Here is a 21,580-nt window from a genome sequence, read left to right as displayed (position 1 = left end):
GCCGGGGCAATGACGCCCCGGCCGTTGCGCCTAATTCACCTTGCTGGCTGACGCCGAGAACGTATTGCACTGGGAGGTGCGGTTCTTGTCGTAGCCGAGTTCGAACCAGGCGCCGCTGTTCTGGGAGGAGCCGTGATCGCGCATGTCGCCGGAGGAGTCCCCGCGGTGGTACATGTCCGAGCGGGCGACGCCGATCTGGGCGGAAGTGAGGGAGCCGCCGCCGGCGGAGGACGCCAGATACATGCCGTCGAAACAGTTGGCCTGCAACTCGGTTCGGCGGGACAGTTCGAGCCCGGTGGCGCTGCGCGTGCCCGCTTCCCGCCGCTGCGCGTGCACCTTGCCGAGGATGCCGGACTGCGCCTGCACGTGATGCCCGTACTCGTGGGCGAACACCGACAGGTAGACGACCCAGTTGTCCTTGATCAGATCGGTCTGCAACTGACTGATCGGCATGTAGATGGTTTTGTCGGCCGAGCAGTAGAAGGCCGCGAAATTGGAGCTGTTGCCGGTGCACAGCGTGGTGATGCCCGAGGTGTCCTCGGAGACCACGAGTTTCGGCGCTTCGAAGGTGAGCCCCACGTCGGCGAACAGTGGCTGCCAAGCCTTTTCGAGGCAGGCGGCGGCGGTTTCGAAGAAGGTGCGCGCGGTGTCGACGTCGGTGCTCCACGGCGTGTACTTGCAACCGGCCGGGACGAGGGTGAGGTCCGCACCGGTGACCAGCGGATTGTTCGCGGTTTCCGCGACGCCGGTGCTGCCGCCGGGTTCGGACGGGTAGGTGGTCCGCACGCTGTCGCCGGAACCGGCCGTGTCGAGGCCGGTGTTCAACGCGGTGCGCAGCAGCACACCGGTGACCAGCACGACCAGAATGACAAGCAGTGTGCCCCAACGCCCGCGGCGCGGTTTCGCGGGCCGCTGCGCCTGCGGAATGCTGCCGGTGTGCACGTTCGGCGGCGGCAGCGGCGCGCGATAGCCCGGTTGCGGCGTGTATCCGGAGGACGGCACGGGCGGCGCGGCCATGCCGAAGCCCTGTGTCGGAATGTTCTGTTGCGGTGGATAACCGGGCCGCTGTGGATAACCCGGCGGCGCGGCATAGCCCTGCTGCCCGGGATATCCTTGCTGTCCCGGATATCCCGGCTGTCCTGAATGACCCTGCTGCCCTGGATATCCCGGTACTCCAGGCGGCTGTGGGTACCGGCCCGGCGGCGGTCCCGGCCTGCCCTGCTGCGGCGGCACCGAGCCACCGGGCTGACCGGGCCGGCCGTGCTGCGGCGGAACGGCACCGCCCGGCCCCGGCTGGCCCGGCCGACCGTGCTGCGGCGCGCCGGGCCGACCCGCCGGGGGTCGGCCGTGCTGCGCGGGCGGCTGTCCACCCGGCCTGGGGACCGCGGGGAAGCCGTTCTCGGGCGAGTGATCCGGCGGGATCGGCTGTCCGCCAGGGGGAATCGGTCCGTTCCCGGACGGTGGGCGAGTCATGCCCCCACACCCCCTCGTTCCTCGAAGAAACCGACAGCCGCTGAGGAAGAATAGCAAGCTGTCTAAAGTACGTTTCCATGCAGATTTTTCGGGGGGTCGTCCTCGTCGCGCTGCTGCTCGCGCTGGCGGGTGTGGCCGGGCCGGCCGCCCATGCCCAGTCCGACGGAGTGCGGATCACCGCGGATGTGAATCTCGGTGACGACGGTCTGCTGCGGGTCACCGAGCAGGTGGAAGTGCCTGCCGGACAGGATTTCCGCCAGGTGCTGCCGCTGCGCGTCGCGATCGGCGACGGCGTGGAACGCAAGTTCCAGGTCACCGATGTGAAATCGACGGGCGAGGGGACGGCGACGGTGGCGGCGGACCGCTTCACCATCGAGGCGCGCCCCGGCTCCTCGACCTTCGAGTACACGGTGCACAACACGGTCAGCGACACCACGGGTGCGCAGGTTTTCCAGTGGTCAGGGGTGCTGAACACGGATGTGGCGTCGATCAGCGCCACGGTGATCGGCCCGGACTTCCGGATGGGGATCACCAAGTGCACCATCGGCCCGCCGGGAAGTCCGGAGGACTGCGCGGACATTCGCGTCGAACCGGACGGTGTGGCGCATCTGGAGAAAACGGATCTGCGCAGGGGCGATCTCATCGAGGTGACCTTGCAGCTGCCGCCGGGCACGGTCGAGGCGAACGCGGATATCCACGATGACAATGCGCCCGGCCCGTTTTCGCTGACCGGACCGGTGTTCGCGGCGTTCGGCCTGCTGCTGGCGGCGCTGGCCGCGGCGGCCGGATACGTACTCTGGGCGCGACGTTCGCAGCCCGGACCGGGTGCGACGGCGCTCGACCCGATCGAGCGGCAGGGCGACCGGGCCTGGTTCGCCTCCCCCGACGGCGTGCTGCCGGGTACGGCGGGCCTGCTGCTGGACGGTCACGTGGATCCCCGCGACATGGCGTCGACGGTGGTGGATCTGGCTGTGCGCAGCTACATCTGGGTGGCCGCGGTGAGCGATTCGGATTGGCGTGTCACGCGGATCAATCCGGCCGACGAGCAGCTCACGAAGTACGAGCGCACGGTGTATTCGGCCCTGCTGCCGGACGGCACCGACGAGGTGCTGCTGTCGGAGCTGCGCGGTAGGTTGCCCGCGAATGTGGTTCGCAAGGCGCTGATCTCGGATGCCGTGCAGCGCGGCGAGTTCGTGGACCGGAACCAGCGCGGTTTCGAATTCTGGACGGGTATCGCGCTGATCGTGGCCGGTGTGGGCGCGACGCTCGCGCTGTGGCTCGGCCCGGAACGGCATGCGCTGGTCGGTGCGGCCATCGCGCTCGGCGGCGTGGTGGCGCTGCTGCTGCCGCGCTATCTTCCGGCGCGCACCGCCCTCGGCCGGGAGCTCACCGGGCGCATTCAGGGCATGCAGCGCGGCTTGGAAGCCGTTTCACCGCACACCATTCCGGCCCCGGATCAGGAGATGGTGTTCTCCCGCGCGCTGCCGTTCATGGTGGCGTGGCGGCGCACCGATCAGTGGGTCCGCACCTTCCGCGATCTGAATCCGACCGCCGACGGTGACCCCGGCATCTACTGGTTCGGCGGCTTCGAGGGCGACCGCAATCTGCACCGCTTCGCGAGCCACTTCCCCTATTTCATCACCGAGGTGGAAAAGCTGTTCACCCGCTGAACCGAAGGCCCTTCGCCCCACCGGAATTCGGAAGGGCGAAGGGCCGCAGTTCCATTCGGCTCAGCGCGCGGTGCGGATGGCGCGGCGCATGGCCGACAGCGGGTCGGCGTAGAACACGCTGAGCGAGGTCACCGCCGCCGCGAATTCCTGTACCCGCCCGCCGAAGCGGGAGATGCGCAGGTCGGCCGCGGGCAGCGTGGTGGATTCGCCGAAAGCCTTTGCCACCCGCTCTATTCCGGGCCGCCAGCCGGTGAAGGCCTGGCCGCCCAGGATGACTCGATCCGGATTGAACATGTCGCGCACCAGAGCGGCTGTGCGGCCGAGGATTTCGGCGCGCTCCAACAGCAGTTCGCGGACCGCGGCGTCGCCGCCGTCGGCGATCCGGTACAGGTCCGCGATGGCCGGTCGGCGCGGGGCCTCCGGCTTGGGCAGGATGCCCTTGCGCACGGCGCGCTCCAGCAGCGGCCGTTCTCCGACGGTCGCTTCGAAGCAACCGCGACGCCCGCAGGTGCAATCCACCTCGGAGCCGGTCGGCAGATGCGCGATGGAACCGGGGCCGTTGGCGGGCGTGTGCACCCGATCGTGCAAAGTGACTGCGATACCGGCGGTTTCACGCGCGTAGACGTAGAGGCTGCTGCCCGGTCGCGTCTCCTCGCCGGGTTCCCGCCCGGAGAGCAGCAGTTCGGCCGCGGCCATGGCCTCCACATGGGCGGACACCGAGACCGGCAGGTCCAGGATGCTGCTGAACACGGCGGCCACGGGCGCGGCGGTCCATCCCAGTCGCGGATGGTCCACGACCCCGGCGGCCGGGTCGACGCGCCCGGCGAGCGCGATGCCGGTCCACAGCGGTTTGCGGCGCGGCAGGCGGTCCAGGAACGCCTTGGCGCTGCGCGCCACTATGGTCAGCGCCGCGTCCTGACCCGTTTGGGGCGTGGCGATTTCGAGTCCGCCGAGGATGCGGCCGGACAGGTCGGCGGCGACGATGCGGGTGACGGTGAACCCGATGTGCACACCGACGGTCACATACGAGTCGGTGTCGACCTCGAACGGGACACGCGGGCGGCCGACCGCGCCGGAGGCGGTGAGGTCGGCGCGTTCGCGCAGCAGTCCGGCCGAAAGCAGCGCGGACACTTGACGATTCACGGTGGCGATGCTGAGCCCGGTGGTCTGGGCGGCGATATCGCGGAAGATGGGTCCACGGGTGGCGGCGCGGAGGACGGCGGCCGCCGGGTTGTCGGTGATGCGCAGTTCGGCGGGCACCGCGGGGCGGGCCGGGGCCAGCCGGGCGGTGGCGACGGTAGCGCTGTGCGAACGCTCGAGAATAGGGCTCGGCATTTTCGGATCCTTGCTGCGGTCCCGCCGGCTAGCGGGACGAAGGCCAATGGAGAATTCAGCGATTTGCAGCGAAAGAAGCCCGGATTCGAGCGCGAATTACCGCAGGTGAATCGGGGTCAGTACTCGGCTGCGCGACGGCGGGAACAACACAGTTCCCGTTGCCGCGGCAGCCGCACGCCCAGCGCGACGGTCACATAGGTGACCCGCGGTGCGGAGTGCTGACTGGAAGACATGGGATCAAAGCTAACAGAGCGGACGGACCCGGCGCCAGACGCCCGCACCCGGCATTTCCACTTCAGCAGCGGAGAAATCTCCCGCACAGGGTTGCGTTCAGTGCGATCCCAACCGGCGCGGCAGCCGCAGCGCGGGGAGGATCGCCAGCGCCATGACCAGCACCGCCCAGCCGTAGGTGCCGCGGAAGGCGTCGGCCAGCCCGTCCGCGAGGGCGGCGTGGTCGGTGGCGGCGCGCACCGAATCCAGGGTCGCGCCGTCGGCTTCGCGAATCATGGCCGTGCTCAACAACACCGAGATGGTGGCCGCGCCGATGGCCGAGGCCATCTGCTGCACGATGCCGATGGCGGTGGAGGCGGCCGGCGCCGACTCGGGCGGCAGGCCGCGGTTGGCGGTGGTCACGGTCGGCATGATGGTCGAGCCCACGCCGATGCCCATGATCACGCCCGCGACGGCGATCCGCCAGTAGGCGGTGTCGGCCTGGATCTGGGTGGTCAGCAGCAGGAAACCGGCTGCGGCGGTGACGATTCCGGCCAGAATGATGCGGCGCGGCGGGAACCGGTCGACCAGACGGCCCGCGATCTGCATGGTGATGCCGGTGGCCAGCACCTGCGGGATGCCGTACAGGCCCGCCTGGGTGGCCGTCGCGCCGCGCACCACCTGCCAGTACAGCGGGGCCAGCAGCATGGAACCGAAGTAGGCGGCGTTGAACAGGACCAGAGTCACGACGCCGGTGCGGAAGCGGCTGTGCGCGAACAGCTTCAGATCGATCACCGGTGCGGCGACGCGCAGCCCGCGCACCACGAAACCGATGATCAGCGCCGCACCGAGAACGGTGGGCAGCAGCACGGACGGCGCGGTGAAGTCCGCGCGCTCACCGCCGGTGGCGACACCGTAGAGCAGCGCGGCCAGACCCGGCGACAGCATGAGCAGGCCCGGAACATCCAAAGTCTTTCCCGGCTGCGGGGTTTCGGCGGGCAGCACCAGCGCGATACCGACCATGGCGGCCACCGCGATCGGCAGATTGATCAGGAAGATCCAGCGCCACGACGCCTGATCCACCAGCCAGCCACCCAGCACCGGACCCGCCAGCGGGCCGATCAGGACCGGCAGACCCATGAGCGCCATGGTGCGGCCCATGCGCTCCGGAGTGGACGCGCGCATCATGACCGTCATGCCGATCGGCATGATCATGCCGCCGCCCAGCCCCTGCAGCACGCGGAAGGCGATGAGCGACTCCGCATTCCAGGCCAGTCCCGCCAGCAGTGAGCCGAGCGCGAACAGGACGATCGCGGTCAGATACAGGTTCTTCGCGCCGAATCTGCCGATCGCCCAACCGGTCACGGGGATGACGGCGGCCAGGGCGAGGGTGTACCCGGTCGCCACCCAGGCAATGGTGGACAGGGGCGCGTCGAAAGCGCCCGACAGGCCGTCCAGGGCGACATTGACGATGGTCATGTCGAGCACGGTCATGATGGAAGCCAGGGTCACCACGGTGGCGATGGCGGCCAAAGCCGGAGCTTCGGCGACCCGGGCGGTCCGGGCCGGGGCGAGTGTCGTGGTCATGATCAGGACGGTAGGAATCCGGAGGTACTCGTCGCCTCTGTCGAACTACCTGGTTCACGCCCCGGTCGTCCGGACCCGGTAAACCCGGTCATTCGACAGAGGCGAGGGCGCGGTGCCGCTCCCTACCGTCGAAGCATCAGGTCGAGAGCCTGGCACGCCCCTTCGATTCCCTTGGAGCAGAGTCATGTCCGACGCACTGCACATCGCCGTCATCATCGCCAGCACCCGCGAGGGCCGCTTCGGCCCCACCGTGGCCACCTGGTTCGCCGCCCGCGCCGCCGAACACGGCCAACTGACCGTCGACCTCATCGACCTGGCCGACCACCCGGTCTCCACCGTCCTGGGCAACACCCCCGATCCCGGCATGTCGGACCTGACCGCCCGCCTCGACGCCGCCGACGCCTTCGTGGTGGTCACCCCCGAGTACAACCACAGCTTCCCCGCCGGCCTGAAATCCGTCATCGACTGGCACTACACCCAGTGGCAGGCCAAGCCCGTCGGCTTCGTCTCCTACGGCGGCATCGCCGCCGGCCTGCGCGCCGTCGAACACCTGCGCCAGGTCTTCGCCGAACTCCACTCCACCACCGTCCGCGACACCGTCAGCTTCCCCAACTGCTGGGACAAATTCGGCCCCGACGGCAACCCCCTCGACCCCGCCGCCGAGGTCGCCGCCAAAACCATGCTCGACCAGCTGGCCTGGTGGGCCGACGCCCTGCGCACCGCCCGCACGATCCGCCCCTACGCCGCTTGACCCACCGGCCAACCAAGGTCAGGGAGCCCGGGTGGCGGAATTCGGTCCGGTTCCCAGCCATGAGAGCTCCCTCGACGGGCACATGGGCGCAGGACGCGCGTCCCGTAGGGTTGAGGTGGTGTTTTTCGGTCGGGCGAAGGGCGCTCGAGACTGCGCTATCGGGAATCGGGGCGTCGACCGACAGGGTGCAAGCGAGGTGAGATGTTCCACGGGCGCGAAGCGGAGATCGCTGCGCTGGATTCGTTGCTCGCTGAGGCCGAGGGCGGGGAGGCCGGCGCGCTCGTACTGCGCGGCGAGGCCGGAATAGGCAAGTCCGCGTTGCTGTCCCGCACTGCCGAGGCGGCCACCGAGCGTGGCTTCCGGGTGCTGCGCGCCACCGGCACCGAAGCCGAGAGCACCCTCCCCTACGCCGGGCTGCATCTGCTGCTCGGGCGCGCACGCACCCACCTGGCCGCCCTCCCCGAAGCCCAGGCCGACGCCCTACGCAACGCCTTCTCCACCGGTGTGGGACAAGGCAATTCGTTCCTGGTGAGTGCGGCCACCCTCACTCTCCTCGCCGATATCGCCGAAGACCAGCCGCTGCTGTGCCTCATCGACGATGCGCAGTGGCTGGATCCGGCCTCCCGTGATGCCCTGCTGTTCGCCGCGCGCCGCCTGGACGCCGAACCCATCGCCCTCGTCTTCGCCGCCCGCGACGACGCCCTCCCCGAACTCCAGCAACTGGACGCGCCCGAACTACATCTCGCGGGCCTGTCCGAAACCGACGCCCGCAAGCTGCTGACAAGCAGCCACAGCGATCTGCCGCCCGCCACGCTGGACTGGATCATGCGGGAGTCGCACGGCAATCCGCTTGCACTGCAAGCCCTCCCGACCCTGGACCGACCCGACTACTCCTCCCCCTACCGCCAGCCCGCTGCGGCCATCCGCATCCAGCAGGCATTCACCGCGCAGATCGCGCGGCTGTCCCCACCCGTCCGCAACCTGCTCCTCACAGCGGCCACCGACGCCAGCGGTGATTCCACCGTAATCCGAACCGCCGCAGCGAATCTCGAATCCGGCGCGGTTGAACACCCCAGTGTGACGGCAGCCGATCGCGCGGCGATCCGCACCGCGATCGAATCCGCCGTTCCGGCACAACCCGGCTACCGCGGCTACTCCGAATCCGACCGGCCCGCCATCGGCTCGAGCGAGCACGCGAACACACCCGATGCCGACGTGTCCACAGATTCCCGGAATCCGGCGGACGTCTGCCGAGACGCGCCCGCCGGAGCCGAATCATCCTGTGCGCGAATGGTTGTCGTTGTGCCGAATGCGGAGGCGCTGGCTCGCGCGGGTGCGGCAGTGCTGGAGGCCGAGCAGGCGGGAATGCTTGTGCTCGAGGGCGATCGGATCGCCTTCCGGCATCCGCTCATCCGGGCTGCCGCCGTACAGAGCGCGACACCCGCCCAGCGCAGAGCGGCACACGCGGCATTAGCCGTCACGCTGGTCGAGGCATTCGACGACCGCCGCGCCTGGCATCTGGCGGCGGCCGCGACCGGGCCGGACGAGCGTGCCGCCGCAGCGTTGGAAGCCGCTGCCCTGTGCGCGCGGGCGCGCGGCGGTCTCGCGGAAACCACTGCGGCATATGAGCGCGCGGCCGTCCTCAGTCCGGCAGGGCTGGACCGGCGACGCAGGTACGCGGCGGCGGCACACGCGGCCACCGACGCCGGAAACCTCGATCAGGCCATGGGATTCGTCGAGCGGGCGATGGAGTTCCTTCCGGAATCCACTGCGGTACAGCCTCAACCACAGGCGATCGCACAGCTCATATCCTTGAAGGCCGCCATCGAGCGAGACCAGGACCGCCCGCGCACGGCGTATCGCACCCTCAGCGAAGCAGCGGCACAGCTCACCGAACTGGACCCGCAGGCCACCGGCCAACTGATGTTCCAAGCAGCCGACGCCGCATGGAGCGCTGGTGATCTGACAGCCGTACACCTGACGGCTACCCAGGCCGAACAACTGGAACTACCGGCAGCGCAACGCATCCGAGCGCTGGCCGACCTGATCGACGCGCTCAACCTCGAACCCGGCAGCCACCAGCGCGGCGCGACCGCCCTACGCAACCTGACCGCGTGGATCGACGCAGAGCATCCCCGCACCCCAGCTCAGCAGGTTGCCGACGCGAATCAGACCGAGCCGCCGGCACTGACGGAGGTCGAGAAGCGATCCGACATGCCACCGCAGATCGGCGCGGGGGGCCTGCCGGAATCGACGGCACGGAAAGCGGTTGGACCGCAAACACATCCGAGTATGTGGCGGGATACGGACTGTCTGCGGGCGCGAGTGCAGGTCGTGCATTGGCACTTGCTGATGGGAGACATGGCGGCGGCGCGGGATCTGGCTTCGGCATTGGAGGAGGATTGCCGGGCGCACGGGGCGTTGGGGATGCTGGCGCCGGTGCTGTGGTTGCGGGCGCGGGCGGAGATTCTGCTGGGGCAGTTCGGGCAGGCGGGGGTGGATGCCGCCGAGGCCATGCGGCTGGCGGCGGATACCGGGCTGCGGGTCGTGCACAGCAATGCGGCGGCGACGCTGGCCCTGCTGGCGGCGATCCGCGGGGACGAGAAGGAGTGCCGGGCACTGGCTTCCGAGCCGCTGGCGCGGGGTGTCGCACCGGCGAATGTTCACGCCGAGGCGGCGCTGGGACTGCTCGAGCTGGGAACGGGGCGACCGGACGCGGCGTTCGACCGGTTCCTGACCATGTTCGCGGGCGTCAATCGGCACGGGTCGACGGCCAGCCTGCCGGATTTGTTCGAGGCGGCGCATCGCGTCGGGCGGACCGACGAGGCGCGAGACCGGCTGGAGCTGTACACGAACTGGGCCGAGCACACGGGGCACGGCTGGGCAATGGCCATCGCCCATCGGTGCCGGGCTCTGTTCGCGCCGGAGGACGAAGCGGGGAAGCATTTCGAGACGGCGATCGAACTGCATTACGCCACAGCGGAATACGGCTTCGAGCGGGCGCGCACCGAGGTGCTGTACGGCGAATGGCTGCGGCGACGGCAGCAGCGGGTGGAGGCGCGGCGGTATCTGCGGGCCGCCACCGAGACCTTCGAACGGCTCGACGCACGACCGTGGGCCGAGCGGGCACGCAATGAGCTGCGCGCCACCGGGGAGACGCGGACGGCCGCGGCCGACACCGACCTGCTGACCCGGCTCACCCCACAGGAGCGGCAGACCGTGCAGCTGGCGGCAGAAGGACTGTCCAACAAGGACATTGCGTCGAGACTGTTCCTGAGCCCACGCACGGTCGGATACCACCTGTCCAACGCGTACCCGAAACTCGGCATCACCTCGCGCCGCGAGCTCGCCACCTTCCGCGAGCGCGTCTGACTCAGCTCGCGGCTTCGCGAACCTCTTGCACCGCAGGCACTTCCAGTGCACGGAAGCCGCTGCGGTGGAAGACCAGGGGCTCGGAGTCGGGGTGGGTGGACAGGCGGAGTACGCGCAACAGCACCACGGCGTGATCGCCCGCCGGAACCTGTTCGTGCACAGACACTTCCAGCCAGGCGGCCGCACCGGCCACGAAGGCGGCATTGCCGTTGCCGGCGCGCAGGTCGATATCGCGGAAGCGGTCACCATGCTTGGAGGCCAGGCTGCGCGCCGCGTCCTGCTGGCCGGTGCCGAGCAAGCTCAAGCCCAGGCGGCTCGCCTTCTCCAGATGCGGCCAGGTCTCCGAGGAGTACTGGATGCACAGGGAAACCAGTGGCGGATCCAGGGATACGGGGACGAAGGTGCTCACCACCAGTCCGTGCGGGGTGCCGCCGATGCGTGCGCAGACCGCCACCACCCCGCTGGGGAAGTGCGCGAACGTGCGTCGCAGATCGGCCCCGTCCACCGAGTCCAGTGCCGCGGTGCCGTGAATCGTGGTCAGCTCGCCCATTCCTTCACTTCACCAGCAGGCGTTCCCCTGCAACAGGTTTCGAATCATCGGGAACGCAAACGGCGAATCCACCCGGCCCCCTGAGCCGAGCGGATTCGCCTGTCCCCGATGAGGGTCTACTTCGCGGGTGCGGTGAAACCCTGGTTGATCGTCGTGAAGTACTGCACGGCAGCCAGAATCGCGACCGGTGCGGTGACGAAGATCTGACCGCCCACGGTGCCGAGGAAGCCGACGAGGCTCGCGCCGATGATGCAGCCGCCGAGCGGGCCGGTGCCGAACAGCGCGGCCAGGGGGAGCGTCGCCGCGAAAGCGACGCCGGCGCCCAGGACGCAGCCGAGAGCCGCGCCGCCGATGCCGCCGACCAGGGTGCCGATGGTGGCGCCCATGGAGATGGTGGAGGTCAGGCGGTTCCAGGCGGCGACCTCACGGTCGTACTGATTCTTCCAGGGGGCCTGATCCTCGTACGGCAGCGCGACCGGCTTGTACACGGCCTGCTGGATATCGAACTGCGGCGTCAAGGTCGCGGTGTTGCCGGCGATGTCCGCGGCGATCGGGAACTCGAAATCGTCGACACGGAACTTCAATTCGGTTCCGGCGACGGTGGTGCCATTGGCCGCCTTCACCTTGAACACGCCGTCCTCGACCACCAGCGAACCCGAATCGGTGCGAATGATGGACTGAGTCTCGGTCGTGGTGGTGGTGTAGTTGATGACACCGTCATCGGCCTTGGCCGGAGCCGCGCCCGCGGTACCCGCGGTACCGGTCGCAACCCCCATCGCCGTGATCACGAGCGCCGCGATCCCGGCGAATTTCCTCATCTTCATTGGTCTTGCTTCCCTCACCGCAGATTCGAACTTGTGCGGCAAGCATCAAGCAAACTCCCAGTGGAGAGGAGGTTAAAAACCAGCTTGATTCGATCCGCGGCTACTTGGCCTTGGCGGCCGCCTTCGCCTGCTTCTTGAATTCACGCACCTGCGTGAGGGATTCGGCGTCGGTCACATCGGCGACGGAACGCCGCGAGTTCTCCTCGCCGTACGCACCGGCCGCCTCCCGCCAGCCCTTCGCGGTCAGGCCGCGCTGTTTCCCCAACAGCGCCAGAAAGATTCGCGCCTTTTGATCACCGAAACCCGGCAGCGCCTTCAGCCGTTTCAGCACTTCCTTGCCGTCGGGATCGCCTTTGGTCCACAGACCAGCGGTTTCACCGTCATAGTTGTCGACGATGTAGCGCGCCAGCTCCTGCACCCGCCGCCCCATGGAACGCCCGTAGCGATGAATGGCGGGCGGCGTCGCGGCGAGTTCCTCGAATGCCTCCGGATCGGCGTCCGCGATTTTCCGGATATCGAAGCCGCCCATCCGCTCGGCGATCTTCCACGGACCACGGAACGCGTGCTCCATGGGAAACTGCTGATCCAGCGCCATTCCGACCAAAAGGGCGAAATCATCGGATGAAAGCAGTTCGTCGGCGTCGGGTTCCTGCGCGATACACAAAGTCCGGCTCACCATGCATCGATGATCCCATCCGACTCGGTTTGCGGTGACGCGGGTCACGACTAGGCTCGGCGCCATGCCGAACACCATGGCAACACATGAAGTGGGAACGGTGCCGAACCACGGCACAGGCTCCGGCTCCAGACCGGACCGTTTCGACCGCGACGGCCAGGACCAACTGGTCGACGTCCACGACCTGCAGGCCGCACTCCCGGGCATTCGCAGGCTCCGGACCTGGGCGCACGAAGCGCTCGCACCGCAACCCGGCGAACACGCCGTCGACATCGGATCGGGCACCGGCTCCGAGGTCATGGCCTTCGCCGACCTGGTCGGACCGACCGGCGACGCCGTCGGCGTGGAACCCGACCCCAACCTCCTCACCGGTGCCGAACGCCGCGCCCAGCAGGCCGGATCCACGGCACGATTCGTCTCCGGCGACGCCTACGGGCTGCCGTTCGGCAACGACACCTTCGATATCGCGCTCTGCGAACGCGTCTTCCAGCACCTGACCGCGCCCGCGCGGGCAGCCGGGGAAATCGCCCGCGTGCTGAAGCCGGGCGGACGCGTCGTCGTCATGGACAGCGACTGGGGCACCGCCATCGTCCATCCGGGCGACCGGCACGTGGTGCACGAGGTCATCGACACCATGATCGCGGGCACCACCAATCCGTTCGCCGGACGGCGGCTGGCCGGGCAGCTCACCAAGGCCGGACTGGTCGTGGACGACATCGGCTCGCACGCGCTGATCCAGGACGGCAGCGTGGGCGCGGGCGCACTCGTGGCGCGCATCGCCGATATGGCGGTCGCGCGCGGGTCCATCACCGAACGCCAGCGGGAGCAACTGCTCATCGATCTGGAAGACGGTGCACGCAGCGGAGACATCCACCTGTCGGTGACCATCTTCGCAGTGCTCGCGCACAAACCGAACTGACCTGGAAATCGGAAGAGGCGCGCACCGTACGGTGCGCGCCTCTTCATTTACGCTGTGCCACTACTGATTCAGCAGCTTTTCGGTGGCGGCGAGCAGCACACAGGTGGCCAGTCCGTCCATGGCTTTCTCCAACTCACCGGTGGACGGGAAGCTGGGGGCGATGCGAATGTTCTTGTCCTCCGGGTCCTTTCCGTACGGGAAGGACGCGCCGGCGGGCGTGAGCGCGATACCGGCCTCCTTGGCCAGGGCCACCACGCGGCTCGCCGTGCCCTCCAGCACGTCGAGGCTGATGAAATAGCCGCCCTTGGGCTCGGTCCACGACGCGACCTTCGACGCGCCCAGCCGGTCTTCCAGAATGCGCAGCACCAGTTTGAATTTCGGCTCCAGAATGGCGCGGTGCTTCTGCATGTGCGCGCGCACGCCCTCCGCGTCCTTGAAGAAACGCAGGTGCCGCAGCTGGTTCACCTTGTCCGGGCCGATGCTCTTCTTGCCCACGTGCTTCAGGTACCACTCCAGATTCTCGGTGGAGGACCCGAAGAAGCTGACACCCGCGCCCGCGAAGGTGATCTTCGAGGTGGAGGCGAACACGTAGGGGCGGTTGGGGTTTCCGGCCGCGGCGGCCAGGCCCAGCACGTCGAACACCGGGTCGGTGGTCTCGGTGAGCGGGTGCACCGCGTACGCGTTGTCCCAGAAGAGGCGGAAGTCCGGCGCCGCGGCGGGCATCGAAACCAGTTCGCGCACAACCGCTTCGGAGAAGCTGACACCGGTCGGGTTGGAGTAGTTGGGCACCGCCCACAGACCCTTGATGGTCGGATCGGCCGCCACCAACTCCGCGATGGCGTGCACATCCGGGCCGTCGTGGCCCATGGGGATCGGGATCATCTCGAAGCCGAGCGACTGCGTGATGGCGAAGTGCCGGTCGTAACCCGGTGCGGGACACAGGAACTTGCGCACCGGCTCGGCCACCCAGGACCGCTCCGAATCCACGTTCCCGTGCAGCATGGAGAACACGATCACGTCGTGCATGATCTCCAGGCTGGCATTGTTGCCGGCCAGCAGATTCGACACCGGAATGCCGAGCAGTTCGCCGAAGATGGCGCGCAGCTCCGGAAGCCCGTGCAGGCCACCGTAATTGCGCACATCCGTGCCATTGCCGTCACGGTAGTCGTCGACGCCCGGCAGGGACAGCAGCTCCGCGGAGAGGTCCAACTGCTCGGGCGCGGGCTTACCCCTGGTCAGGTCCAGCGTGAGCTTCTCGGTCTTGAGCGTCGCGTAGTTCGCGGTCTGCGTCTCGTGTTCCGACACGAGTTCCGCATGGCTCATCAAACCGATCTGCGTTTGCCGAGGCATCCTGATTGCCTTTCCAGGGCGAGGGGTACATGTCCTGGGTCCACTGGACCCAACCGCCCAGGTTACTCGGGACGCCCGCGGAATTGTCAGCTATATACGGCCTTCACAAAACGGCGTTCACGAAACCGGAAGTCCCCCAGAAATAAAGGGGACCCAGCGCACCCGGCAGAGCCCGTTGACCCTTGCTGCCTTCCGGCCCTGGGGGAGTTCACAGGATGCGCGCCGCGCTGGATCCGTCGGCCAGTGTAGCGGCTCACCGAGACTCCTGCCGCCCCGGGTCGTTACGATCTCTGCGACCAGCGGTTCGTACCGCTCAGTACCGGAGGGGAAACAAGGAAGTGACGAGTCAGAACCCGGGCCCGGGCGGACCGCAGGATCCCGCCGCCCCCCAGGAAACCGCACAGTGGTGGGCCACCACACCGAGTGGCACCAGCCCCGGTCAGCCCGTCACGGGCACCGACCCGACCATGATGAACTACAACACGGCCGGGGCCGGCGCGTACACACCGCCCGCGCAGCCCGTGCCGGGGCAGCCGTATCAGTCGGATCCGTATCAGCAGCAGCCCGATCCGTATCAGCAGCAGTACCAGCAGCCGCAGCAGCAGTTCCAGCAGCCCGGCTACAACCAGTTCGCCCAGCCCCAGCCGCAGCCCGGCTACGGCTACCCGACGCCCCCGCCGTCCGGCGGCGGCAGCAAGACCGGGTGGATCGTCGGCGGTGTGATCGGCCTCATCGTCATCGTCGGCGTCGCCATCGGAGCCATCGCGCTCACCGGCGGCAGCGACAAGAAGGACGACGGCCTGTTCGGCGGCGGCAACAGTGACGACGGCAAGTACACGATGGCGAACATCACCAACGGGTGCAGCGCCGTCGACATCTCCGTCCTCACCAAGTGGGCCTCCACCTCCAAGGGCTCGCCCGAGCACAAGGAGACCCAGCCCACCGACTACTCGGGCGGCAACTTCGACTGCCGGGCCGGCTACGAACAGCAGAGCCCGCCCGACAAGTACGGCTCCACCGACACCGACACCGCCGACCTCGATCTCGAAGTCGACTTCATGAGCGGCTCCTCCAGCGCCTACAACCGCCCCACCTACGACATGTGGAAGCAGATGGACGTCGGCACCACCGGCACCGGCCGCGCCTCCGGCGACATCACCGGCCTCGGCGAGGAGGCGTACTGGTTCTCCAAGTCCGAAGACTGGACCTACTGGAGCGACTACGAGTACACCGTCGCCACCAAGGACGACAACGTCTCCATCAAGGTGACCATCAGCATCCGCCGCAGCGCCCAGTCCTCCTCCATCAACAAGGACGACGTCGCCACGGCAGCCAAGCAGCAGGTCCAGAAGGCCCTCGACGCAGTCCGCAAGAAGTAGCCGGAACCGCCCCCGACCACCCCATTTGGTTATTCATGGGGGTCACCCGGTATATTGCTCTGCGGAGGATTCGCCTAGTGGCCTATGGCGCTCGCCTGGAACGCGGGTTGGGTTAACAGCCCTCAGGGGTTCAAATCCCCTATCCTCCGCTCACGAAGGGCCCCGACCGATTTCGGTCGGGGCCCTTCGTCGTTCCCAACGCTTTTGATATCTGCGAGGTGACAAGCTTCCTGGTGGGCTTGTCGACTGTGCTGCGCACGGTGGTTGATCGCCATAGCCTGGAACACATGAGTGGGGATCTGGGGGAACGCCTCCAGTCGGTCCGCAAGAGGAAAGGCTTGACCCAACGCGAGCTTGCCGACTCCTCGGGCGTGTCCTTGTCGTTCATCCGGAAGATCGAACAGGGCGAGCGTGACGACATTCGAATGGACAAACTGCGCCGCCTGGCTGTCGCGCTGCGTTGCCCAGTGACAATGCTGCTCGGCCCCGACCCGACGCCTCCGGAGACCCGCGACGGAGAGATCTGGCGTGCCTCCCGCGAAGCAATCATGACGCCCCGCAGCGTTTCGACATTGGATCCTGCCGAGGAACACGGTCTCGGCGAATCACTCACCTCTGCGGTGAAGCTCTACCACGACAACGAATATGAGAACCTGTCCCGCATCCTTCCCGAACTGATCGCCGAAGGAGAGGGTGCGTCCTCCCTCATGCGTTCACGCATCCTCCAATTGGCGGGGTCGGTGATGGTGCAAACCCGCCAGCTGCACCCTGCGCGTGTAGCGCTCGAGCGATCACTCGCGGAAGCCGAAGCGACAGGAAATGTGCTCGACGCCGCCTCGGCGGTAATCACCCTGTGCTGGCTACTGCTCGTCGAGCGACAGTTCGAGCAGGTGCGTAACCTTGCGATCCGGTGGGCCGATCGTGTCGAGCCGCGCTTGTCGATCGCCACCGAGCAGGAGATCTCCACGTGGGGATGGCTGCTACTGCGGGGTTCGGCCGCCGCTATCCGGGACAACCGTCCCGACGAGGCCGACGACATGATGCGCTTGGCGCAGGCCGGGGCTGTCGCTATTCGGCGTGAGACCGGCGGCTACCACCAGTACTGGACCACCTTCGGTCCCGCGACCGTCGCGATGAAACGCGTCGAGAACGCGGTTGTCGACGACCGGCCCGACCTGGCGTTGCGCCTGGCCCGTGATGTGCCGCCGGGCCTGCGGCCAACATCGGACAATCGAAACAGGCACCTGCTCGATGTAGCGTCGGCCTATCTGGAACTGCGCAACTACGACGCCGCATTCGAAGTCCTGCAACAGCTTTCGCGAGAGGCACGAGCATGGCTCGTCGAACAGCGACTCACCCACGATCTCCTCGGACGAATGATCGCCAAGCGGCGCACCCTCACAGATGAGATGAGAGAACTAGCCGACCTCATCAAGCTGGACTACTGAGCGACCGGGCCCCTTACGCACGTAAGCACTCCGACAGATAGCTCACATGCACCAGTGGCACTTTGGCTCGGCCAGCGAGAGTGCCATTGCAGCCGAATCTTACTGGGGTGAACCTTGTTTCAGCATTCGGCACCAGACATCTCCGCGCACCTCTGGCGCCGGGTGCACTCCAAAAACCGTCCAGGGAGCTGGAGGCACCCGACATGGAAATCATCCTCGCGTTTGCGCTCGCTGTGCTAGTGCTCACCGCCGCAGTGTCCGTATCCGGTCACTCGGCCCCAATCACACGCCACCAGTACGGGCACAGTGTCGCCGAGATCCAGGCACGTCTGGCATCCGAAGCCACACGCACCTACGTCCCCCTCGACAGGCGGTGACGCCGATGTTCGGACACGCCACCGCCATAGGCTATCTGCGCTCCGACATCTCCGGAGCGCGGAAGCAATGGGATGAACACCAAAACCGCGGCCGGGCAGCGCGTCTCGGCTACACCCTCGCGAAAACTGTTGTTTTCAGCCAACGTACCGACGATCCGATCCAGCGATTGATCAATGTCATCCGAAACACCGGGGCCGAAGCGATCGTGGTGCCCAGCGCCGACCACTTCGGCGGCGACATCCCCGAGGCCCTGGTGCGGGTGGCGGATGTGATCACCGTTCAGCCGGAGAGGACGTACGCCCGTTGGAGCGCCGGTCAGCTGCCCGAGGAGATGCGGGCCGAATGAGCGGCCCGGGGCGAGCCGATGAATCGACTGGCCGACACTGCGGCTACGCCTCGGAAGTAATGTTGCGGCCGTCCGCCGTGATCCGAATAGTTCCGCCGCTCCGACGCACCCGTGCGTCTAGCGGGGCGAGCTGTTCGAGCAGCTGTGCGGCCCACGGCTGCGAGTCGTCGGATGCGGCCGCAGGCACCGTGATTCGGATGACGAGCTCGGTATCGGCCGGGGCCGCGGGCTCCGAGGGGCGCGTGTATCGCCGACGTCCTTCCATGGCCGCGTCGATCGTCGAGCGCTTCCATCGCTTCACGCCGTCAGTGTGGTCGTCCGGGTCGCGCCGGATCCGGCCACGGGAGATGTCGGCACGGATCGTCCCACCGGAAAGCCCTGTGTATTCAGCGATCTCGGCGACGGTCAGCAGGTCGTCCGGATGACCGGCTCCCTGGTACTCACGTACGAAATGCTCACTGACGACAGCGGCGACCTCAGCGGCGTCGTACTCATTCCACCGCCCGCGTTTGCCGACGACAGGGGGCCAATGCTCGTTGGTCATCCACTGTTGTTGGACGGTGCTCACCGCGCGCCCGTAGCTCGCGGCGATCTCCGGGGCGATGACGCGAGGGCCGGGCAAGGTCTCGGTGCGCGCTTCCATAGCGGCGACCGCCTCTCAGGTTGATCGAAATGCTGGCCGTGGGTTCGGCTGTCCCCACCGGCTGAGTGGCCGCTTCACTTCCACGGCGGATCGACAATCCGAAGTCCGGTGAGGTGATCTATCAATCGGTGCCCGAACTCGAGGGCTTGGGAATGCTGATCGCACAGTATGCCTCGACCGTCTTTCAAGAGTCTGCCGCAGCGACGGCCGGACGGGAGCCGCACTCGACAGCCGTTCCAGGGATCCGCCTGCGCTGAACCAGTCGTTGTGCTGGAGTTCGGCTGTCCCGGCACAGTCGATGTGCTCGAATTCCACTGTCCTGGAGCGGCATTCGATCGCGGAGGCGGTGGCGGCAGGTTGAAAACGCTTTGATTGTTGTGGAACAGGCCGAGTTGGAGCAAGTGGTCGATGGTCGCTCGCTCGACCTGGATTTCGACGCGGGTGGTGTCGTTTCCGGCGACGAAATGACGGGCTTGGCCGACGGCACGTAACGTCGGGAGTTCGTCTCGTTGTTCGGGCAGCCGGACGACGAGAGCGGCGATGAAGTAGTCGTCCCGAGGGACCGTCATGTGCGCCGTTTCGCCGAGGATCATCGGGAATACGATGCCCCCGCTGCGATCGGTGAACTGCTGCAATGTCAGGAACACCGGCTCGTGTCCCACCGGCCTCGCGAATGCGGGTCGCCGGACGTCGATATCGAGGTCGCTGGTTGGGCGGGCGCCGCCGACCAGATTGTGCCGCTGAACGATGATCCGTTGCGCGCCATCGTTCGAAGCCGAAGCCAGCCGCGCATCGAGCCCGCCACCGGACACACTGTCGATGCCCCTGTCGACGAGCTTGGAAATCCCAGCCTCGGCTATCCGCGTGGCCAGCCACACCAGAGCGCCGGTCAGAATCGGATCACTCACGCCGCTCCCTCCCTCGGCACGCTATGGAATTGTAGTCCGGCCGCTCACCTGTCAGATCATTTTCCCGCAGCTCAACATGGGTGTAGCTCCGGAAATCCACTCGCCGGCACGAAGGCCCCGACCGATTCCGGTCGGGGCCTTCGCCGTATTCGGCAGGGATGTCAGGCGGGAGCGCCGAACCAGCGGGTGAGGGCCTCGCGCAGGGCGGGGGCAGCGGTGTCGGTGGGCTCGTCGATCGTGGCCGCGTAGGCGATGTGGGCGTCGGGGCGGATGAGGATCAGGTCGGCGGGGCGATCCTCGGTCTTGGCCTGGACGATGTCGACGCGGTCGGACCAATCCGCCGCGAGCTCACGGAGATCCGCGCGGTCGGCCAGGTCGAGCAGGACGGGGCGGGCGGGGGGCATGAGGGCGGCGACGGTGGTGACGCCGTCGTCGGTGTGCAGCGGGAGGTCGGGGGCGAATGCGCCGGTGAGGGTGTGACCGTTCGGATTGGGCAGGGAGTAGCGGAAATTGGTGCCGGCGATCATGGAACCCATGCGGCGCAAGGCCGGTTCGTCGGTGACCAGCTCCTGGAAGACCGCACGGAGGGCGTCGGCGGCGGGGTCGGTGCCGCGGCGCAGGGCCACCTGGGCCTGGGCGTGCAGCATGGTGCGCTCGCCCGCGAAGTGACGTTCGGCATGGTAGGTGTCGAGGAGGGCGTCCGGGGCCCAGCCGTGTACTGCTGCGCCCAGTTTCCAGGCGAGGTTGACGGTGTCGAGCATGCCCGCGTTCAGGGCTATGCCGGTGGCGGGGAACTGGTGGGCCGCGTCGCCGGCGAGCAGGATGCGGCCCGCGCGGTAGCGGTCTGCTTGGCGGGCCTGGAAGGTGAAGCGGGACAGCCGGGTTGGATTCGCGACGGCCAGGTCCACGCCGAGTACGCGGTGGATGCTGGCGCGCAGTTCGGGGAGGGTCAGGGGGTCGTCGTTGTCGTATTCGGTGAGTTCGTCCTCGGTGGTGAAGACGCTGAGGGGCTCGCCGGGGATGGCGGCTCCGAAGGCGAACAGGCCGCGCTCGGTGCGTGTGAAACCCGAAGCGAGACGGCCGAATCCGGGGATGTCCAGATCACCGTTGTCGAGCACGGTCACCGCGTCCGGCAGCTCGACCGTCGCGAAACGGTTCACCTCCGGATAGGTGGTGCCCTCGAACGAGATTCCGGCCATATCGCGAATCCGGCTGCGGCCGCCGTCGCAGCCCACCAGGAAGCGGGCGGTCACGCGGTACGGGCCGTCCGGACCCTGCACCTGCGCGGTGACGGTGCGCTCGTCCTGCTCCACCGCGATCACCTCGTGGCCGCGATGCACCTCACCGCCGAGCGTGGTGAGGCGGTCGGTGAGCAGTTCCTCGAGCCGTGCCTGGGGCAGCGGCATCGCCCGCATCGGCGGATCCACCAGCTGGGTGAAATCCAGATGCACACCGCCGAACGGGAATCGGGCCGCGGGATGGTAGCCGCCGCTGGCCTCGAAGATCGGCTCCAGCGCACCGCGATAGTGCAGCAGGTCCAGGATCTGGCCGCCCAGGCCGCTCGCCTTGGGGACGCTGCTGTGCTGCAGGCGGCGTTCCAGTACCAGCGGTCGCACTCCGGCCAGGCGCAGCTCGGTGGCGAGCATCAGCCCGGTCGGACCGGCACCCACGATGATCACGTCGGTGTCCATTACGCGCATTCGGTGACTCCCATTTGTCCGCAGGTTCCGGTTAGGGGAGCGATTCTGCAGCATCACCGGG

At 67.7% G+C, this 21,580-nt stretch carries 17 protein-coding genes, 1 tRNA gene and 1 other RNA gene; 8 read left to right on the top strand and 11 right to left on the bottom strand.

The features are described from left to right. Positions 1-30: 30 nt before the first annotated feature. Positions 31-1,017, bottom strand: coding sequence for a neutral zinc metallopeptidase (locus tag H0264_RS02540; protein WP_181582462.1), 987 nt, complete (start codon positions 1,015-1,017; stop codon positions 31-33). A 533-nt stretch (positions 1,018-1,550) separates the two neighbouring features. Between H0264_RS02540 and H0264_RS02535 the strand changes: the two genes are divergently transcribed. Continuing rightward, positions 1,551-3,143 (top strand): DUF2207 family protein, encoded by a 1,593-nt coding sequence (locus H0264_RS02535; RefSeq protein ID WP_181582461.1) that lies wholly within the window; start codon positions 1,551-1,553, stop codon positions 3,141-3,143. Positions 3,144-3,203: 60 nt separating this feature from the next. On the opposite strand, the gene H0264_RS02530 is transcribed toward H0264_RS02535, so the two are convergent. After that, positions 3,204-4,478, bottom strand: coding sequence for an ROK family protein (locus H0264_RS02530; protein WP_181582460.1), 1,275 nt, complete (start codon positions 4,476-4,478; stop codon positions 3,204-3,206). Between the two features lie 330 nt (positions 4,479-4,808). Then, a complete protein-coding gene (locus H0264_RS02525; protein ID WP_181582459.1) occupies positions 4,809-6,275 on the bottom strand; it encodes a DHA2 family efflux MFS transporter permease subunit in 1,467 nt (488 codons plus the stop codon). Between the two features lie 184 nt (positions 6,276-6,459). Between H0264_RS02525 and H0264_RS02520 the strand changes: the two genes are divergently transcribed. Together H0264_RS02520 and H0264_RS02515 are read left to right on the top strand one after the other, a co-directional pair. Next, on the top strand, positions 6,460-7,026 hold the full coding sequence (locus tag H0264_RS02520; RefSeq protein WP_181582458.1) for an NADPH-dependent FMN reductase: 567 nt from the start codon (positions 6,460-6,462) through the stop codon (positions 7,024-7,026). A gap of 201 nt (positions 7,027-7,227) precedes the next feature. Next, positions 7,228-10,398 carry a helix-turn-helix transcriptional regulator gene (locus H0264_RS02515; protein ID WP_181582457.1) on the top strand — a complete coding sequence of 1,057 codons (3,171 nt, stop codon included), beginning with the start codon at positions 7,228-7,230 and terminating at the stop codon, positions 10,396-10,398. Between the two features lies 1 nt (position 10,399). Here the strand turns inward: H0264_RS02515 and H0264_RS02510 are convergent, their stop codons facing one another. From H0264_RS02510 to H0264_RS02500, 3 genes are all read right to left on the bottom strand, one after another. Next, positions 10,400-10,948, bottom strand: coding sequence for a flavin reductase family protein (locus H0264_RS02510; protein WP_181582456.1), 549 nt, complete (start codon positions 10,946-10,948; stop codon positions 10,400-10,402). 116 nt (positions 10,949-11,064) lie between these two features. Further along, a complete protein-coding gene (locus H0264_RS02505) occupies positions 11,065-11,772 on the bottom strand; it encodes a DUF8020 domain-containing protein (protein ID WP_181582455.1) in 708 nt (235 codons plus the stop codon). 100 nt (positions 11,773-11,872) lie between these two features. After that, a complete protein-coding gene (locus H0264_RS02500) occupies positions 11,873-12,451 on the bottom strand; it encodes an HhH-GPD-type base excision DNA repair protein (protein ID WP_220140011.1) in 579 nt (192 codons plus the stop codon). Between the two features lie 73 nt (positions 12,452-12,524). Between H0264_RS02500 and H0264_RS02495 the strand changes: the two genes are divergently transcribed. Continuing rightward, positions 12,525-13,367, top strand: a complete 843-nt coding sequence (locus tag H0264_RS02495) for a methyltransferase domain-containing protein (RefSeq protein WP_181585239.1) — start codon at positions 12,525-12,527, stop codon at positions 13,365-13,367. 60 nt (positions 13,368-13,427) lie between these two features. Here H0264_RS02495 and H0264_RS02490 read toward each other — a convergent pair whose 3' ends face one another. Together H0264_RS02490 and ffs are read right to left on the bottom strand one after the other, a co-directional pair. Further along, positions 13,428-14,717, bottom strand: a complete 1,290-nt coding sequence (locus H0264_RS02490; protein WP_181582454.1) for an aspartate aminotransferase type Ic — start codon at positions 14,715-14,717, stop codon at positions 13,428-13,430. Between the two features lie 143 nt (positions 14,718-14,860). Continuing rightward, positions 14,861-14,955, bottom strand: an RNA gene (gene ffs, locus H0264_RS02485) — signal recognition particle sRNA small type. 100 nt (positions 14,956-15,055) lie between these two features. Between ffs and H0264_RS02480 the strand changes: the two genes are divergently transcribed. The 4 genes from H0264_RS02480 to H0264_RS02465 all read left to right on the top strand — a co-directional run bounded on the left by H0264_RS02480 (position 15,056) and on the right by H0264_RS02465 (position 18,268). After that, positions 15,056-16,096 (top strand): hypothetical protein, encoded by a 1,041-nt coding sequence (locus tag H0264_RS02480; protein ID WP_181582453.1) that lies wholly within the window; start codon positions 15,056-15,058, stop codon positions 16,094-16,096. A 63-nt stretch (positions 16,097-16,159) separates the two neighbouring features. Further along, positions 16,160-16,245 (top strand) — tRNA-Ser (locus H0264_RS02475). 69 nt (positions 16,246-16,314) lie between these two features. Beyond that, the gene (locus H0264_RS02470; RefSeq protein ID WP_220139935.1) at positions 16,315-17,544 is read left to right on the top strand and encodes a helix-turn-helix domain-containing protein; all 1,230 of its coding nucleotides are present in this window, start codon (positions 16,315-16,317) and stop codon (positions 17,542-17,544) included. A gap of 382 nt (positions 17,545-17,926) precedes the next feature. After that, positions 17,927-18,268, top strand: a complete 342-nt coding sequence (locus H0264_RS02465; protein WP_181582452.1) for a hypothetical protein — start codon at positions 17,927-17,929, stop codon at positions 18,266-18,268. 43 nt (positions 18,269-18,311) lie between these two features. Here the strand turns inward: H0264_RS02465 and H0264_RS02460 are convergent, their stop codons facing one another. From H0264_RS02460 to H0264_RS02450, 3 genes are all read right to left on the bottom strand, one after another. Then, on the bottom strand, positions 18,312-18,911 hold the full coding sequence (locus H0264_RS02460; RefSeq protein ID WP_181582451.1) for a helix-turn-helix transcriptional regulator: 600 nt from the start codon (positions 18,909-18,911) through the stop codon (positions 18,312-18,314). A 74-nt stretch (positions 18,912-18,985) separates the two neighbouring features. Beyond that, positions 18,986-19,789: a hypothetical protein gene (locus H0264_RS02455; protein WP_181582450.1), complete on the bottom strand. Its 804-nt coding sequence runs from the start codon at positions 19,787-19,789 to the stop codon at positions 18,986-18,988. Positions 19,790-19,980: 191 nt separating this feature from the next. Beyond that, positions 19,981-21,519 carry an FAD-dependent monooxygenase gene (locus H0264_RS02450; RefSeq protein ID WP_244976090.1) on the bottom strand — a complete coding sequence of 513 codons (1,539 nt, stop codon included), beginning with the start codon at positions 21,517-21,519 and terminating at the stop codon, positions 19,981-19,983. Positions 21,520-21,580 lie beyond the last annotated feature (61 nt).

This window comes from Nocardia huaxiensis, from assembly GCF_013744875.1.
In the GTDB taxonomy this organism is placed as follows: Bacteria; Actinomycetota; Actinomycetes; order Mycobacteriales; family Mycobacteriaceae; genus Nocardia; species Nocardia huaxiensis.
Note: the sequence above shows the minus strand (reverse complement) of the source record. Positions and strands in the feature narration are given on the sequence as shown.